Source organism: Microbacterium sp. W4I4, assembly GCF_030816235.1.
Classification (GTDB): Bacteria; Actinomycetota; Actinomycetes; order Actinomycetales; family Microbacteriaceae; genus Microbacterium.
In genome coordinates this window covers 2,380,836-2,396,110 of sequence record NZ_JAUSXT010000001.1, presented here as the reverse complement: position 1 = coordinate 2,396,110, position 15,275 = coordinate 2,380,836, and the positions used below count along the sequence as shown (strand labels likewise).

The 15,275-nt window shown below is 69.0% G+C and carries 12 protein-coding genes; 6 read left to right on the top strand and 6 right to left on the bottom strand.

The features are described 5' to 3' along the window. The first annotated feature begins 67 nt into the window (after positions 1-67). Genes QF046_RS11240 through mnhG form a run of 6 tightly spaced genes read left to right on the top strand, consistent with a single transcriptional unit; the run spans position 68 to position 6,374 of the window. Positions 68-3,049: a Na+/H+ antiporter subunit A gene (locus tag QF046_RS11240; protein ID WP_307369752.1), complete on the top strand. Its 2,982-nt coding sequence runs from the start codon at positions 68-70 to the stop codon at positions 3,047-3,049. Continuing rightward, positions 3,049-3,567, top strand: a complete 519-nt coding sequence (locus tag QF046_RS11235) for a Na(+)/H(+) antiporter subunit C (RefSeq protein ID WP_307369749.1) — start codon at positions 3,049-3,051, stop codon at positions 3,565-3,567. Before QF046_RS11240 ends, QF046_RS11235 begins: the two co-directional genes overlap by 1 nt. Continuing rightward, entirely contained in the window at positions 3,564-5,117 is a 1,554-nt protein-coding gene (locus QF046_RS11230; protein ID WP_307369747.1) for a Na+/H+ antiporter subunit D, read from the top strand. The genes QF046_RS11235 and QF046_RS11230 overlap by 4 nt, the downstream gene beginning before the upstream one ends. Continuing rightward, on the top strand, positions 5,114-5,719 hold the full coding sequence (locus QF046_RS11225; RefSeq protein WP_307369745.1) for a Na+/H+ antiporter subunit E: 606 nt from the start codon (positions 5,114-5,116) through the stop codon (positions 5,717-5,719). The genes QF046_RS11230 and QF046_RS11225 overlap by 4 nt, the downstream gene beginning before the upstream one ends. Further along, the gene (locus tag QF046_RS11220; RefSeq protein ID WP_307369743.1) at positions 5,716-5,985 is read left to right on the top strand and encodes a monovalent cation/H+ antiporter complex subunit F; all 270 of its coding nucleotides are present in this window, start codon (positions 5,716-5,718) and stop codon (positions 5,983-5,985) included. Before QF046_RS11225 ends, QF046_RS11220 begins: the two co-directional genes overlap by 4 nt. Next, positions 5,982-6,374, top strand: a complete 393-nt coding sequence (gene mnhG / locus QF046_RS11215; protein WP_307369741.1) for a monovalent cation/H(+) antiporter subunit G — start codon at positions 5,982-5,984, stop codon at positions 6,372-6,374. The genes QF046_RS11220 and mnhG overlap by 4 nt, the downstream gene beginning before the upstream one ends. Positions 6,375-6,529: 155 nt before the next feature. Here the strand turns inward: mnhG and QF046_RS11210 are convergent, their stop codons facing one another. The 6 genes from QF046_RS11210 to argG form a co-directional block, all read right to left on the bottom strand. Next, positions 6,530-7,291, bottom strand: coding sequence for an alpha/beta fold hydrolase (locus QF046_RS11210; RefSeq protein ID WP_307369739.1), 762 nt, complete (start codon positions 7,289-7,291; stop codon positions 6,530-6,532). A gap of 144 nt (positions 7,292-7,435) precedes the next feature. Continuing rightward, complete coding sequence (locus QF046_RS11205) at positions 7,436-10,084, bottom strand: penicillin acylase family protein (RefSeq protein WP_307369737.1); 2,649 nt, start codon at positions 10,082-10,084, stop codon at positions 7,436-7,438. Between the two features lie 172 nt (positions 10,085-10,256). Continuing rightward, positions 10,257-12,071, bottom strand: coding sequence for a YhgE/Pip domain-containing protein (locus tag QF046_RS11200; protein WP_307369735.1), 1,815 nt, complete (start codon positions 12,069-12,071; stop codon positions 10,257-10,259). Next, positions 12,068-12,856, bottom strand: coding sequence for a hypothetical protein (locus QF046_RS11195; protein ID WP_307369733.1), 789 nt, complete (start codon positions 12,854-12,856; stop codon positions 12,068-12,070). The genes QF046_RS11200 and QF046_RS11195 overlap by 4 nt, the downstream gene beginning before the upstream one ends. Next, positions 12,853-13,467: a TetR/AcrR family transcriptional regulator gene (locus QF046_RS11190; RefSeq protein WP_307369732.1), complete on the bottom strand. Its 615-nt coding sequence runs from the start codon at positions 13,465-13,467 to the stop codon at positions 12,853-12,855. The genes QF046_RS11195 and QF046_RS11190 overlap by 4 nt, the downstream gene beginning before the upstream one ends. Positions 13,468-13,705: 238 nt before the next feature. After that, complete coding sequence (gene argG / locus QF046_RS11185) at positions 13,706-15,151, bottom strand: argininosuccinate synthase (RefSeq protein ID WP_307369730.1); 1,446 nt, start codon at positions 15,149-15,151, stop codon at positions 13,706-13,708. Between the last annotated feature and the right edge of the window lie 124 nt (positions 15,152-15,275).

The following is a 15,275-nucleotide window of genomic DNA, read 5'->3' as shown; positions in this document are numbered from 1 at the left end:
CACCGGTAGACTGGACGAAATCGCCCGCCCGCGCCGGAAGGCCTCGACGAGCTTGAGGGAGCCGCTTATGCTGATGCTCCTCGCCGTGTTCCTGCTCGGGTCCCTCCTCCTCCCCGTGCTGGTTCGATGGCTCGGAGCACAGGCGTTCGTGGTCGGTGCGCTGGTTCCCGCCGCCGCCTTCGTGCACGCGCTCACCCTCACTCCCGAAGTGCTGAGCCCGAAGACGGTTCCGTTCGAGGACTACGAATGGATTCCGCAGCTCGGGCTGCATCTCTCGATGCGCATGGACGTGCTCGGCTGGGTGCTGACGCTCATCGTGACCGGCGTCGGCGCGCTCGTCCTGCTCTACTGCCGCTGGTACTTCTACGATGATGCGGCCGAGATCGGCCAGTTCGCCGGGGTGCTGCTCGGCTTCGCCGGCGCGATGTACGGGCTGGTTCTCACCGACGACCTCATCATGCTGGTCATGTTCTGGGAGCTCACCAGCATCCTGTCCTACCTGCTCATCGGCCACTACCGCCGCCGCGCGGCCAGCCGTCGTGCGGCGCTGCAGGCACTGCTGGTGACCACGCTCGGCGGGCTGGTGCTGTTCGTCGGCGCGGTGCTGCTGGTCGTGGCCGCAGGCACCGGCAGCATCCGCGAGATGCTCGAGATCGCGCCCACCGGGCCGATCGTGGATGCGGCCGTCGTGATGCTGCTCGTGGGTGCGATCTCCAAGTCCGCGCTCTTCCCGTTCCATTTCTGGCTGCCGGGCGCGATGGCCGCGCCGACGCCGGTCAGCGCGTACCTGCACGCCGCCGCCATGGTCAAGGCGGGCATCTACCTGATCGCGCGCTTCGCGCCGATCTTCGCGCTGTCCGCACCGTGGCGGCCGATCGTCATCACCCTCGGCGTCTTCACGATGCTGCTCGGTGGCATCCAGGCGCTGCGCGAGACCGACCTCAAGCGCATCCTCGCCTTCGGCACCGTCAGCCAGCTGGGCTTCTTCTCGGTCGTGATCGGCTACGGCACCCCCGGCGCGGCCCTCGCCGGGCTCGCACTGGTGATCGGGCACGCGCTGTTCAAGTCGGCCCTGTTCCTCATCGTCGGCGTGATCGACCGTCAGCTCTCCACCCGAGACATCACCGAACTCTCCGGCGTGGGTCGGCAGGCGCCCGTGATGGCCACCGCCGCGTTCATCTCCATCGCCTCGATGATGGGCGTCGCGCCGACCATCGGGTTCGTCGCGAAGGAGTCCACCCTCGCCGCGCTCCTCGAAGACGCGCAGCACGGTGAAGCCTGGGGCTGGGTCGCTCTGATCGGCGTCATCGTCGGGGCCGTGTTGACCGCGGCGTACGGATGCCGGTTCCTCTGGGGCGCCTTCTGGCGCAAGAAGGATGCCTCCGGGGCATATATGCCGCAGACGGAATGGCCCGATCCGCCGGTCGGATTCCTCGCATCGCCGATCATCCTGGCGGGGCTCAGCATCGCCGTGGGCATCGGGGCGCCCGCACTGGACGTCATGCTCCAGGGGTATGCGCGATCGGTGAACCCTTCGACAGGCTCGAGCTCTTCGACAGGCTCGAGCTCTTCGACAGACTCAGGGGCCCAGGTGAGCGCGGAGCCCGGCCACCTTGCCCTCTGGCACGGGTTCGAGCCGGCCCTGTTCCTGTCGCTGGGGGCCGTCGCCCTCGGCATCGGAGTGTTCCTGCTCAGCATCCGCTCCGGCTGGGACCGGCATCCGCGTCTGGTGCGATTCACCGCGAGCGATGTGTACTACGTCGTGATGCGCGGCGTCGACCGCCTCTCGGTGCTCACCACCAGCCTCACCCAGCGCGGTTCGCTGCCGCTGTACGTCGGCACGATCTTCGTCGTGCTGCTCGCGGCCGAGGCGACAGCGCTCGTCGGCGCCGCGCCCGAGCGGATGGCCCTGTCGGCCTGGCACACCCCGGCGCAGATCGTGATCGCGCCGGTCATGGCGATCGCGGGCATCGTCGCCGTGCGCGCCCAGAAGCGCTACACGGGCGTGGTCCTGGTCTCGGTCACCGGGCTCGGCATGGTCGTGCTCTTCGCCACCAGCGGCGCCCCCGACCTCGCGCTCACCCAGATCCTCGTCGAGACGGTGACCATGGTCACCTTCGCCCTGGTGCTGCGACGACTGCCCTCGCGGATGGGCGAGCACAACGAATCCGTGAGCCGCATCCCCCGCGCGGTCCTCGCGATCGGCGTCGGCGTGACGATGGCGCTGGTGGCGATCATCGCCACGCAGGCCCGCATGTTCGATCCGATCTCGATCGACTTCCCGCAGCTCGCCTACGACCTGGGTCATGGCAAGAACGTCGTCAACGTCGCTCTCGTCGATCTGCGCGGCTGGGACACCATGGGGGAGCTGAGCGTGCTCGTGCTCGCTGCGACGGGCGTGGCATCCCTGGTCTTCGTCACGCATCGCGCGGACCTGCTGTCGGCCACCCGCGACCTGCCCGAGACCAAGCGGCGCGCCACAGCCCGCCGTCCCCTGGTGGAGACCGAGGACGGGCTGCGCTTCCAGACCGCCGAGAACCGCGGCGCTCCGCGCGCGTGGCTCGTGAGCGGGCAGCAGATGAAGGCCGAGAACCGCTCGATCCTGCTCGAGGTCATCGTCCGCGTGCTCTTCCACACGATCATCGTCGTCTCGATCTACCTGCTCTTCGCCGGCCACAACGGGCCGGGCGGCGGCTTCGCCGGTGGCCTGGTCGCGGGAATGGCCCTGGTCATGCGGTACATCGCCGGCGGGCGCTGGGAGCTCGGCGCCGCGGCGCCGACGGATGCCGGTCGCCTGCTGGGCTTCGGCCTCATCCTTGCCGTGGGCGCGGCGCTGCTGCCGATGTTCTTCAGCATGCAGCCGCTGCAGAGCAGCGTCTGGGAAGCGGAGATCCCGATCCTCGGACATCTGGAGTTCGTGTCGTCGACCGTCTTCGACATCGGCGTCTACCTGACGGTGATCGGCCTGGTGCTCGACGTGCTGCGCAGCCTCGGCGCCGAGGTCGACCGGCAGGCGATCGAGATGCGGAACCGGGGGGTGCGCGTCTGATGGATGTCTCCCTGACCCTGATCATCGTCATGGCCGTGCTCTTCGCCGCCGGCGTCTACGCCATGATGGAGCGCAGCCTGACCCGCGTGCTCATCGGATTCCTGCTGCTGGGCAACGCCACCAACCTGTTGCTGCTCATCGTGATGGGCGTGCCGGGCAAGGCGCCCTTCTTCGGCGAGGAGGGCGCGATGAGCGATCCGCTCCCGCAGGCACTCACGCTCACCGCCATCGTGATCACCTTCGCCGTCTCGGCGTTCCTGCTCGCCCTGATCTACCGCTCCTGGCAGCTCGGGCAGGCCGACACGGTCGAGGACGACGAGGTCGACATCGCACTGCGCGAGCGCACGGATGCCGAGGACGAGCTCTTCGACGACGAGTCCACTCCGGAAGAGGAGGAGGCCACCACGGACTTCGTCGGCACGGTCACCGCGCCGATCACCGTGCTGCACCGCCGAGACCACCCTGCGATCCAGGACGATGCGCCGATGGACATGCCCGATCGGGGGGACCGCCCATGAGCGCACTCGTCCCCCTCATCGTGATGCTGCCGCTGCTCGGTGCCGCCATCACCCTCGTCTACGGGCGCAATCCGCGCCTGCAGATCGTGGTGACGGCTGGGACCCTGGCGGCCGTGTCGATCATCGCCGCGGTGCTGCTGGTGTCGGTGGATGCCGCAGGCGTCCCCTTCGCGATCTCGGTGGGCGGATGGCCGGTCCCGTTCGGCATCGTGCTCTACGTCGACCGTCTGGCCGCCCTGCTCGTGCTCATCTCGAGCATCGTGCTGCTGGCGGTGCTGCTGTTCTCGATCGGGCAGGGCGCCGCCGACGGCATCGAAGAGACCCCCATCTCGATCTTCAACCCGACCTACCTGATCCTGGCCGCCGGCATCTTCGATGCGTTCATCGCCGGTGACCTGTTCAACCTGTACGTCGGGTTCGAGATCCTCCTCGTCGCCTCGTACGTGCTGATCACCCTGGGCAGCACCGAGTCCCGCATCCGCACAGGCGCGGTCTACATCGTCGTCTCGCTGGTCTCGTCGGTCCTCTTCCTCGCCGCGATCGCGATGATCTACGGCGCGGTCGGCACGGTGAACATGGCGCAGGTCGCCGAGCGCGTGGCGCAGCTGCCGCAGGAGACGCAGCTCGTGCTGCATCTCCTTCTCCTGATCGCCTTCGGCATCAAGGCGGCGATCTTCCCGGTGTCGTTCTGGCTGCCGGACTCCTATCCCACCGCGCCTGCGCCGGTGACGGCGGTGTTCGCGGGCCTGCTGACGAAGGTCGGCGTGTATGCGCTGATCCGCACCGAGACGCAGCTGTTCGCCGAGAACAGCATCGATACTCTGCTGCTGATCGTCGCGCTGGCGACCATGGTGATCGGGGTGCTCGGCGCGGTCGCGCAGGCCGAGCTCAAGCGCATCCTGTCGTTCACCCTGGTCAGCCACGTCGGCTACATGATCTTCGGTCTGGCCATCGCGACCGAAGAGGCCATCGGCGCCACGGTGTACTACATCGTGCACCACATCGTCGTGCAGACCACCCTGTTCCTCGCGGTCGGGCTCATCGAGCGCAAGGCCGGCAGCACGTCGATCCTGCGAGTGAGCGGTCTGATGAAGGCGGCGCCGCTGCTGGCCGTGCTGTACTTCGTGCCGGCGATCAACCTCGGCGGCCTGCCGCCGTTCTCGGGGTTCATCGGCAAGATCGCCCTGTTCGAGGCCGCGGCCGACGTGGGCACGCCCATCATGATCGTGCTGATCTTCGGTGGCATCCTCACCTCGCTGCTCACGCTGTACGCGCTGATGCGCGCGTGGAACCTGGCGTTCTGGCGTGAGGGCGACGACCTCGCCGAGATCGAGGGCCGCGTCGGGTACCTGGGCAGCGCGCCCGCCGCCGACGAGCAACAGGAGACCCGCCGCATCCCGGCGATCATGACCGTCGCGACCGGCGGGATGGTCGCGGTCACCCTGGCGCTGACCGTGTTCGCGGGACCGCTGTACGCCCTGTGCGATCGGATAGGCGCCGGGCTGCTGCAGCCGGTGACGCTGCAGCAGATCGATGAGGAGGCCGGATGATGAGCCCCGAATCGAAGCGCAGTGTCGTCCGCGACATCCTGCTGCAGCTGCCGTTCCTGCTGTGGCTGATCCTGCTGTGGATGCTGCTGTGGCACCAGTTCACGCCGCTGGCGCTGGTCACCGGCATCCTGGTCGCGATCTTCGTCACCCGCGTCTTCCGCCTGCCCACTGTCGAACTGGTCGGCCGGGTGAACCTCTGGTACGCCCTGGTGTTCATCGTGCTGTTCCTCGGCGCAGTGGTGATGGGTGCGACCAGCGTCGCCATCCAGGTGTTCGACTTCCGACGCCAGCCCGGTGCGGCGATCGTGGAGATCCCGCTGCGCTACGCCGATGACATCGTCACCACGCACGTCGCCGTGACCGGGTCGCTGATCCCCGGGTCGCTGGTCGTGGAGAGCGACCGCGACCGCCGCATCCTCTACCTGCACGTGATCGGCCTGCGCACGCGCGGCGACGTGGACGCGTTCCGTCAGGAGGTGCTGCGCTGGGAGCGCCGCATCGTGCGCGCGGTCGGCACGCCCGCGCAGTATCGGGCGCTGAAGGCGGACGAGGCGCGGTCGGATGCCGGTGCCCCGGGGCCCGCGAAGGGAGGCGCCCGATGAACGTCCTCGTCATCGCCATCATGGTGATCTTCGGCATCGCCGCTCTGCTGTGCGTGGTGCGCATCGTGCGCGGCCCGTCGATCCTGGACCGCACCGTGGCATCCGATGTGCTGCTGACCGAGGTGATGTGCGTGCTGGGCGCCGACATGGCGCTCAACGGGCACACCCGCAACATCCCGGTGATGCTCATCATCGCCGCGGTGAGCGTCTTCGGCTCGATCGCCGTCGCCCGCTACGTCGCGAGAAGGGATAATCCGACACCATGACTCCGTTCCTCGATCTCGCGCTGCCGCAGTCGGTGGCCGACGTCATCGTGCTCGTGCTCGTGCTGCTCGGCGCGATCCTCTGCCTGTCGGCCGCGGTGGGCCTGCTGCACTTCCGTGATGTGCCCAGCCGTCTGCACGCCGCCACCAAGCCGCAGGTGCTCGGCGTGGTGCTGATCTGCCTGGCCATCGCGGTCTCGCAGCGCACGATCGGCGGGATGCTGATGGCTCTGCTGATCGTGATCCCCGTGATCCTGCTGCAGTTCGCGACCGCGCCGCTGTCGGCGCACATGGTCGGCCGGCAGGCCTACCGCAATGGCACGATCAACGAGCGCGAACTGGTCGTCGACGAGTACGCCGAGTCCAAGCGCACCCCGCCCGCCGCGGGGTAGCGCTCCCGCGCCTCGCACTCTCCGCCGCCCCCGCCAGCTCCCGCGCCCCCTCCCTCCGCCGACCCACCAAGCAATCGCCGAGCCACCACGCAGTTCGCATGATGTTGCTTGGTTGCTCGCCGGTACCTTGGTGGATCGGCGAGTGGATGCCGGAGTCAGAGCCCGTCGACGAAGTCGCTGATCTTCTCGGCGGCAGCTCCCGAGTCGCTGATCAGCGTGCCGTGACCGTGGTCGGGGATCTCCGCGAACCGGGCATCCGGCACGGTGTCCACGATCGTGCGACACCAGGTCATCGACGCCAGCGGGTCGCGCTGGCCGCGCACGACGAGGGTCGGCACGTGCACGCGCGGGTAGGCCCTCTCGGGCTCGTGCACGATGGTCGCGCGCATCTTGCGGATCAGGTTCGGCCCGCCGCGCAGGTACTCGCGGGCGCCTCGCCATAGGACGACGGGCCGTTCGCCCACCAGGTCGCGCAGCAGGTATCCGGCCTGCATCCGGATGCTGCGCGCGGTGCTGTCCACGGTCGGCCCCGCCAGGATGAGGGCGGAGAGGACCTCCGGATGCCGCGCGGCGACCTCCGCGGCGATCTGACTGCCCATCGAGTGGCCGAGCACCACGGCATCCGCTATTCCGCGCGAGCGGAGAAAGGTCGCGACGAGGTCGGCGTGCCGCTCCATGGTGAGCGTGCGGACCGGCTCAGGAGCCTCACCGAAACCGGGAAGGTCGAGTCCGATGATCCGGCCGCTCAGCCGCTGGATCAGGTCGATGTAGACGCTGCGGCCCATGCCGATGCCGTGCAGCAGCACGATCGGGCGTGGTCCGGTGCCGAAGTCCTCGTACACGAGGGTCGCACCGCCGTGCTCGAACTCGCCGAGGTCGACGGGCATCCCTTCGGGGGCGAGCAGTCGTTCGGGCATCCTTCCACGCTACCGGGATCAGCTTGTGCGCGACGCGCATGCCGCGCAGCGGCGGGCCACCATCGAAACCTCGAGCCACCAAGCAGGCGACGGTGATCTGCTTGGTGGCTCGGCGCTTGCTTGGTGGGTCGGCGAGAGGCGGGCTCAGCTCGCGGGCTTCAGCACCAGCGTGTCGACGGTGGCCTCGGCGACGGCGGCACTGCTGAACGCCCACGGGCTCTGCACGCCCTTCGCCCAATCGTCGGTCTGGTCGGTGTAGTGAGTGCTGAACGCGTGGCCACTCGCGCCGGTGAGGTGGTTCCAGCTCGAGGCGTCGAAGTCGGCCAGGTCCACCACCATCCGCATGGACGGCACCGTGGTGGTCGCGTACGACTCGCCCATCCGCCAGCCGGTGGCATTGACGACCGACGAGCCGCCGCTCACCGGGTACGGGCCGCGGTTGAACAGCATCTCGATCGGGGCGATGCCCGAGGTGCCGAACGTGGAGCTGGTCAGCGTCAGGGCGTGCAGCGTGCCCCAGTTCCAGCCCGTCACGTTCTCGCCCTGCAACTCGGCGAGCTCGTCGTACGCCTGGTCGGCCGACAGCGTCAGCATCGCGTCCATGCCCGAGATCTTCAGCCGGTCGTTGGTCCACAGCGGGTCGGCGGGGTCGTCGAGCATGGCACCGACGACGGTGAACAGCCGACCCTGGTCGCCCACCGGCAACGGGACCTCGCGGTCGGTGAACACGTTGCGCACGAGATTCGACCACAGTGCGTTGGCGTAGGCCGCGGCGGGGGAGTCGGCTTGGTTCTGGGCGTCCCAGGTGCGCAGCAGGTCGACGGCGGCCTTCGGGCCCTCGCGGTCCACGCTCACGCCGTCCATCGCGACGGCCAGCTGCTTGCCGATCCACATCTCGTCATCCATCTGGATGTCGCGCAGGTCCTGCGCGTTCAGCGGACCGGTCGCCGCCTTGCGCTCGATGAGGTGGGCGATCCGCGCCGCGCGGTAGCCGTAGTCCCAGTCGCGGGAGAGGAAGTAGTCGTAGTCGTCGGTGACGATCGCGTTGTTCGCCGTGACGATGAATCCCTCAGGCGGGTTGTACGACACCGGCAGCTTCTCGAAGGGGATGAATCCGGTCCAGTCGTACGTGCTGTCCCAGCCGGGCTGCGGCAGCCAGCCCTCGCCGGCACCGCGGATCGGCAGGCGGCCGGGCGCCTGGTAGCCGATGTTGCCCTCGCGGTCGGCGTAGATGAGGTTCTGCGCGGGCACGTCGAAGAGGGATGCCGCACGGCGGAACTCCGTGAAGTCCTGGGCGGTGTCGAGGGCGAAGATCGCGCTCGCTGTGGTCCCGGGGTCCAGCGCCGTCCAGCGCAGGCTGACCGCGAAGTCGCCCGGCGGGATCTCGGGGGCGTCCGTCAGGGACAGCACATCGCCGCCGGTCTCGACCGCCGGAGCCTTCGCGATTGCGGTGAAATCGTCGGTGAGGCCCGAGATGATCGGGCCGTGCGCGGTGCGTCGGATGGTGAGAGGGACATCCTTGCCACCGGCGACCTTGATGACGTCCTTCTCGACCTCGAGCGGCTGCAGTGCCCCATCACGCCAGTACTGATCGCCGTCGACCTTCTCGACGTACAGGTCGGCGACGTCGGTGGTGAGGTTCGTGAAGCCCCACGCCACCTGCGCGTTGTGGCCGATCACGACTCCGGGCAGTCCCGAGAACGAGAAGCCGGAGACGTCGAACGGGCAGTCGTCGGTGACCTGCGAGCACTTCAGCTGCACCTGGTACCAAACCGACGGGAGCGCCGCGCCCAGATGCGGGTCGTTCGCGAGCAGGGGCTTGCCGCTCTCGGTGAGCTCGCCGGAGACGACCCAGGAGTTCGATCCGATGCCCTCGCCGATGGGACCGAGCAGCAGGCTCGCCGCTTCGATCACGCTGTCGGCCTGCTGCCACTCGACGGTGGTCACCGCGTCGCTGACATCCGGCGTGGTGCCACCGGTGTACGCGGCGGGGGCGGTGCCGGTGTCCTCGGCCGGGAGCGGGTCGACGGTGGAGATCTTCGGCACGATGACCGGGTTCTTGTCGAACGGGTACGGCGGGTACACCTTCTCGATGAGCTTCTGCGCGTCGGCATCCGTCTGTCCGGACTCGTCGAGATGCGCCGCGAGCAGCGCACGGTCGGTCTCGTCCTCGATGTTGGTGCGCAGGTCCCAGGCCATCGCCTTCAACCAGGCGACGGAATCGGCGGGCTTCCATGGCTCGGGCCTGTAGTCCGCGTTTTGCATGCCGAGGACGGCATATTCCAGGGAGAGCTCGGCTCCGGAGTGGGATGCCAGGTACGCGTTCACGCCGGCGGCATAGGCCTCGTAGTAGCCGCGGGTGGTGTCGTCGAGCGCCTCGACCTCCTGCTCGGCGACCTTGTGCCAGCCGAGGGTGCGCAGGAACTTGTCGGTGGGCACCTGCGACGACCCGAACATCTCGGCCACGCGGCCCGAAGTCACGTGTCGGCGGAAGTCCATCTCGAAGAACCGGTCCTGCGCGTGCGTGAACCCCTGGGCGAAGAACAGATCATCGGTGGAGGATGCGGTGATGGTCGGGATGCCGAGGTCGTCGCGCTGCACGGAGACGCTCTCGTCCAATCCCTTCAGCGTCACCTCGCCGGAGGTCTCGGGGAACGAACGCTGGATCGTCCACGTGAGGAAGAACGCGGCGGCGGTCGCGAGGACGACGAGTGCGGCGAGCACGATGAACGCGACGCGACCGATGCGGCCGGCGAGCGGACGAGACGGTGCGGCGGTGGCTTCTGTCGACATCAGCAAAAGTCCTTCGGGTCGAACGTGGGACTCCGTATCACGGAGTCCGGGTGCGCGTCCCGGGGGTGACACGTCCTCGCATCCTATCCAGTGGTTTGGCCGATCGTCTGGCCCGCTATCGACTTTCGACTAACTGCACCCAGTATGGAAAGGCTCCGGATGTCGCGGTGATTCACCCGATCAGGCTGGGCTGCAGGTCGCGCAGGGTGCGCCGATGCGTCATCCGCGTCACGCCGATGCCCGCCAGAAGCAGCCCGCCGACGAGCCACAGGGCGAGAACCCCGAGGTCGGTGAACGCGCGGCTCAGGTCGCCGCCGTACATCAGCTGGCGCGTCGCGTCGACGACGTAGCCCATCGGCAGCACGTGGTGCAGGGCGGCGAGGGGAGCGGGCAGGGTCTGCCAGGGGAACGTGCCGCCGGCGGTGACGAGCTGCAGCACCATCAGCACCAGCCCCATGAACTGCCCGACCGAGCCCAGCCAGACGTTCAGCGCGAGGATGATAGCCGAGTAGGTCGCGACCGCCGCCACCATCACGCCCAGAGACCCCCACGGGTGGGCGAAGTCGAAGCCCAGCAGGTAGCTGAGCACGGCCATCAGGCCGGTCATCTGCAGGGCGCCGAGCGCCGCAGGTGTCAGCCAGCCGGCGAGCGTGATGCGGATGGGGGAGTGCAGCGCGGTGATCGCGCGGCGGGAGATCGGCTTGACGATGAGGAACAGCGCGTAGATGCCGATCCATCCGGCCAGCGCGGCGAAGAACGGTGCGAGCCCCTGGCCGTAGTCACTGGCCGCGGTGACCTTGTCGTTGGCGATCTTCACGGGGTCGGCGATGGTGTCGGCCTGCAGCTCCCGCAGGTCGGGAGTGGATGCCGGGATCGCGTCGACGCCGTTCGCCAGACCGTCGCGGAGGGTGCCGATGCCGGCATCCAGCGTGCTGAGCCCGTCTCGGAGGCGGGTCGCGCCGTCGCGGGCGGATGCTGCGCCGGATGCCGCGCTGCCCGCACCATCGGCGAGCTTCTTCGCCCCGTCGGCGACCTGTCCGGCGCCCGCGGCGAGCTGATCGATCCGGTCGACGGCGCCCTGGGCGGCGGTGTTGCCCTCGCGAACCTTCTGCGCCAGCGGGTCGAGCTTCGCGAGCACCGCATCGATCTGCTCCTGCGTCAGGCCCTGCTCTGCCATCGCCTGTGCGAGATCGGTGCGGGCGGTGGGCAGGGCATCAGTCGCCCGCTGCGCGAGCGTCGCGGCCCGGTCGGCCTTGCCTGCGAGCTGGTCGTTGCCCGCGCTGACCTGCGAGGCGCCGTCCGCGAGGGTGCGTGCGCCGTCGGCGAGCTGTTTCGTGCCGTCGGCGAGGGCGCCGAGGCCGGATGCCAGGGTGCCGGCCCCGTCGCGGGCGGTGCCGGCACCGTCGTGCAGCTTCGTCGCGCCGTCGGTCGCCTCGGACAGTTTGTCGCGCACGTCGCTCAGCCCGGTCAGCAGCTGCCCGGCGGCCCCAGAGCCCACCATCTCGGCGACCGAGCGGCGGATGCGCTCCACGGTCTGCGTGCCGATCGTGGAGGCGAGGTAGTTGTTGGCGTCATTGGTCTCGAGTTCGAGGCGTGCCTGGTGCGGGTGGTCGCCGGATGCCGAGGTGAGAGCCTCGGAGAAGTCGGACGGGATGGTCACGGTGAAATCGACCGTTCCGTCCTGCAGTGCGCGGGCCGCTCCGGATGCCGACATCACCTGCCAGTCGAAGGCGCCGTCATCGAGCAGGTTGTCGGCGACCTTGTCGCCGTAGTTCACGGCATCCTGAGTCGAGTCCGTCGTCCCGGCATCCTCGACGACGAGCGCGACGGGCACCTCGGAGAACTGCCCGTAGGGGTCCTGATTGGCCCACAGGTACAGGCCGCCGTAGAGGATCGGCACGCACATCAGCGCGAACAGCGCGATCACGGCCATCGGGCTCGCGGTCAGTCGCCGCAGTTCGGCGGCGATCATGGAGGGAACCTTCATCGCGCCTCCTCCTCGTCCGCGTCGTTCTCCGTGTCCTCTTGCCTGTCCTCGCCCCTGCTGGTCGCCGCCGCCCCTGCTGAGTCGCGTGAATGAGCAGGGGCCGGGTAGCTGAGCGGGGGCGAGGACCGGAGTCCGGATACGGCATCCGTCGGGTCCGCGGTGGCATCCGACAGATGGTCGGCGCCCAGGGTCTCGGGCATGCCGGCGATCACCGCGGCGGCCGCGCCGCCTACGATCACCAGCACCGCATACCCGCGCTCGGCGAACTCGGCGGAGATGCGCCACCAGCCGTCGGGACGCCCGCCGTGCCGATCCGGCGAGACGAGCACCAGGCCCTCGACGCCCTCGCGCAGCACGGCCAGCTCGCACAGGATGCGCACCCGCGCCGCCGGGTCGACCATGCCGATCGGCGTGCTGGCGATGTCGGAGAACCCGAGTCCGCGCAGCCACCGACTCGCGTGCAGCGGCGTCGCCGCGAGGCCGGCGAACATGAGCTCCTCGCCCACGACTGCGGCGACGGTCACTCCCGGATGCGGGTCGCTGACCTCGGGGGCGTCGACCAGGGCGATCCGGCGGCGCAGCTGCTTGGCATCCGCTTCGGCATCGATCGTGACGCGACCCGTGTCGGGCTTCATCCGTCCGGATGCGATCAGACCGAGCACCGTCGGGCGCTGCTCGGTCTCGGCACGGACGAACCGGGCGTGGCCGGTCTCGAAGCTCAGGGCCATCGTGGGCAGCGCCTGTCCGCGCCGTCCCTTCGAGATGCTGTCGAGGGTGATCCTCATTCGACGCTCTCCAGCACGTCGGGGTGCGTGCGCAGCAGGTCGTCGGCCTCGCGCCAGGAGAGCCCGGCGATGCTCAGCAGGGTGCGCACGGCCAGGTCTGCGGCGGACGGTGACGAGGCGTCGACGCGCGCCACGACCGTGCGCGCGACCTCTTCGATGAGGCGGGCGAGCGTGGGTGCCGCGATGTCGGTGCGGAAGCTGCCGGCATCCTGTCCGCGCTGCACGAGCTGGGCGACGGCTCTGCGCAACGGAGCGAGGGCCTCGGCGGTCTGGGTGACGTGCGCTTCGTCGAGCGCGATCGCGGCGGCGACCTGCACGTGCGCGGCCTCGTGCCACAGCCGCGTCGCGAGGCGGGCGAGGGCGAGGCGCGGGTCGGCATCGGTCACGGATGCGGCGATGCCGTTGAAGCGCTGTGCGCCGGTGACGATCAGCTCGCGGATCAGTGCATCGCGGTCGTCGAAGTGCCCGTAGAGCGTGCGTCGGCTGAGGCCGGCGCTGCGTGCGATCGTGTCGACCGAGGCGTGGGGGTCCGTCGCCAGGGCGTGGCGGGCGGCGTCGAGGATGCCGGCGCGGTTGGCGAGCGAGTCGGCACGGGGCGTGCGGGAGGTCATGCCTCCAGAATAAGTAACTTGCACACTGCTGTGCAAGTTATTACGGCGGACTCACAGCATCCGTCCGTCAGGGCAGCCGTCCCGGATACAGAACGGGGGCCGACACGCCAGATTGCGGACGATTCCAGCGAGAACGTCCGACATCTGGCGTGTCGGCCCCCAGAACGTATCGGGGTCCGGAAGGGCACGGAGGCGCCAAGGTGTGAGGGCGCCCCGCGTCCTGGGGTGGGACGTGGGGTCAGTCGGTGCCGGAGTCGAACGCGGCGCCCTCGGATGCTGCATCCACGGCATCCGTGAGCACGCCGTCGGGCGCCGAGACGGAGCCTTCGACGGCCTCGGTGATCTCGCTCGCCTCGCCGGCGGTGACGCGTCCGACCAGCTCGCCGGTGGCGCCGCCGACCAGACCGAGGCTCGCGTACTGCTCCAGACGCGAGCGCGAGTCGGCGATGTCGAGGTTGCGCATGGTCAGCTGGCCGATGCGGTCGACCGGGCCGAAGGCCGCATCTCCGACGCGCTCCATCGACAGCTTCTCGGGACCGTACGACAGGTTCGGCGAGACGGTGTCGAGGATGCTCCAGTCGTCGCCGCGACGCAGGCGGATGGTGACGGTGCCGGAGATCGTGAGGCCGACCCAGCGCTGGATCGACTCGCGCAGCATGAGCGACTGCGGCTCCAGCCAGCGGCCCTCGTACATCAGGCGACCGAGGCGCCGGCCCTGCTCGTGGTAGGTGGCGAGGGTGTCCTCGTTGAGGATGCCGTTGACGAGCCGCTCGTAGGCGATGAACAGCAGCGCCATGCCGGGGGCCTCGTAGATGCCGCGCGACTTCGCCTCGATGATGCGGTTCTCGATCTGGTCACTCATGCCCAGACCGTGGCGGCCGCCGATGCGATTCGCCTCGAGGACCAGGGCGACCGGGTCGCCGAACTCGACTCCGTTGAGGGCCACGGGACGACCGCCCTCGAAGGTGACGGCGACGTCCTCGGTCTCGATCGCGACCGACGGGTCCCAGTACTTCACACCCATGATCGGGTCGACGCTCTCGAGCGACACGTTCAGGTGTTCCAGGGTCTTCGCCTCGTGCGTGGCGCCCCAGATGTTGGCATCCGTCGAATAGGCCTTCTCGGCCGAGTCCCGGTACGGGAACCCGTGCTCGACGAGCCATTCGCTCATCTCCTGCCGGCCGCCGAGCTCGGTGACGAAGTCGGCGTCGAGCCACGGCTTGTAGATGCGCAGACGCGGGTTGGCGAGCAGGCCGTAGCGGTAGAACCGCTCGATGTCATTGCCCTTGTAGGTGGAACCGTCGCCCCAGATGTCCACGCCGTCATCCTTCATGGCGCGCACGAGCATGGTGCCGGTGACGGCGCGGCCCAGGGGAGTGGTGTTGAAGTAGGTCTTGCCACCGGAGCGGATGTGGAACGCACCGCACTGCAGCGCGACGAAGCCCTCTTCGACCAGTGCGGTCTTCGCATCGACCAGGCGCGAGATCTCGGCGCCGTACTCGAGTGCGCGGCCGGGGATCGCGTCGATGTCGTCCTCATCGGGCTGGCCGAGGTCGCCCGTGTAGGTGCAGGGAATCGCACCCTTGTCGCGCATCCACGCGACGGCGACGGAGGTGTCGAGACCACCGGAGAACGCGATGCCGACCTTTTCGCCGACAGGGAGGGACTGAAGCACCTTGGACATGGGTTCCAGTGTATCGGCGGGTTGCGGGCGGCCCGTTCGGGTTGCGGCGGATGGAGGGCGTCCGTTCACGGCATCCCTCGCACGGATCGGAGGAGATCGCAAGGAACGGAGGATGCCTGGCGCG

Bases quoted from the DNA above. Each gene is read 5' to 3' on its own strand.
- QF046_RS11240 (WP_307369752.1), top strand. From the start codon at position 68: ATGCTGATGCTCCTCGCCGTGTTCCTGCTCGGGTCCCTCCTCCTCCCC.
- QF046_RS11235 (WP_307369749.1), top strand. From the start codon at position 3,049: ATGGATGTCTCCCTGACCCTGATCATCGTCATGGCCGTGCTCTTCGCC.
- QF046_RS11230 (WP_307369747.1), top strand. From the start codon at position 3,564: ATGAGCGCACTCGTCCCCCTCATCGTGATGCTGCCGCTGCTCGGTGCC.
- QF046_RS11225 (WP_307369745.1), top strand. From the start codon at position 5,114: ATGATGAGCCCCGAATCGAAGCGCAGTGTCGTCCGCGACATCCTGCTG.
- QF046_RS11220 (WP_307369743.1), top strand. From the start codon at position 5,716: ATGAACGTCCTCGTCATCGCCATCATGGTGATCTTCGGCATCGCCGCT.
- mnhG (WP_307369741.1), top strand. From the start codon at position 5,982: ATGACTCCGTTCCTCGATCTCGCGCTGCCGCAGTCGGTGGCCGACGTC.
- QF046_RS11210 (WP_307369739.1), bottom strand. From the start codon at position 7,291: ATGCCCGAACGACTGCTCGCCCCCGAAGGGATGCCCGTCGACCTCGGC.
- QF046_RS11205 (WP_307369737.1), bottom strand. From the start codon at position 10,084: ATGTCGACAGAAGCCACCGCCGCACCGTCTCGTCCGCTCGCCGGCCGC.
- QF046_RS11200 (WP_307369735.1), bottom strand. From the start codon at position 12,071: ATGAAGGTTCCCTCCATGATCGCCGCCGAACTGCGGCGACTGACCGCG.
- QF046_RS11195 (WP_307369733.1), bottom strand. From the start codon at position 12,856: ATGAGGATCACCCTCGACAGCATCTCGAAGGGACGGCGCGGACAGGCG.
- QF046_RS11190 (WP_307369732.1), bottom strand. From the start codon at position 13,467: ATGACCTCCCGCACGCCCCGTGCCGACTCGCTCGCCAACCGCGCCGGC.
- argG (WP_307369730.1), bottom strand. From the start codon at position 15,151: ATGTCCAAGGTGCTTCAGTCCCTCCCTGTCGGCGAAAAGGTCGGCATC.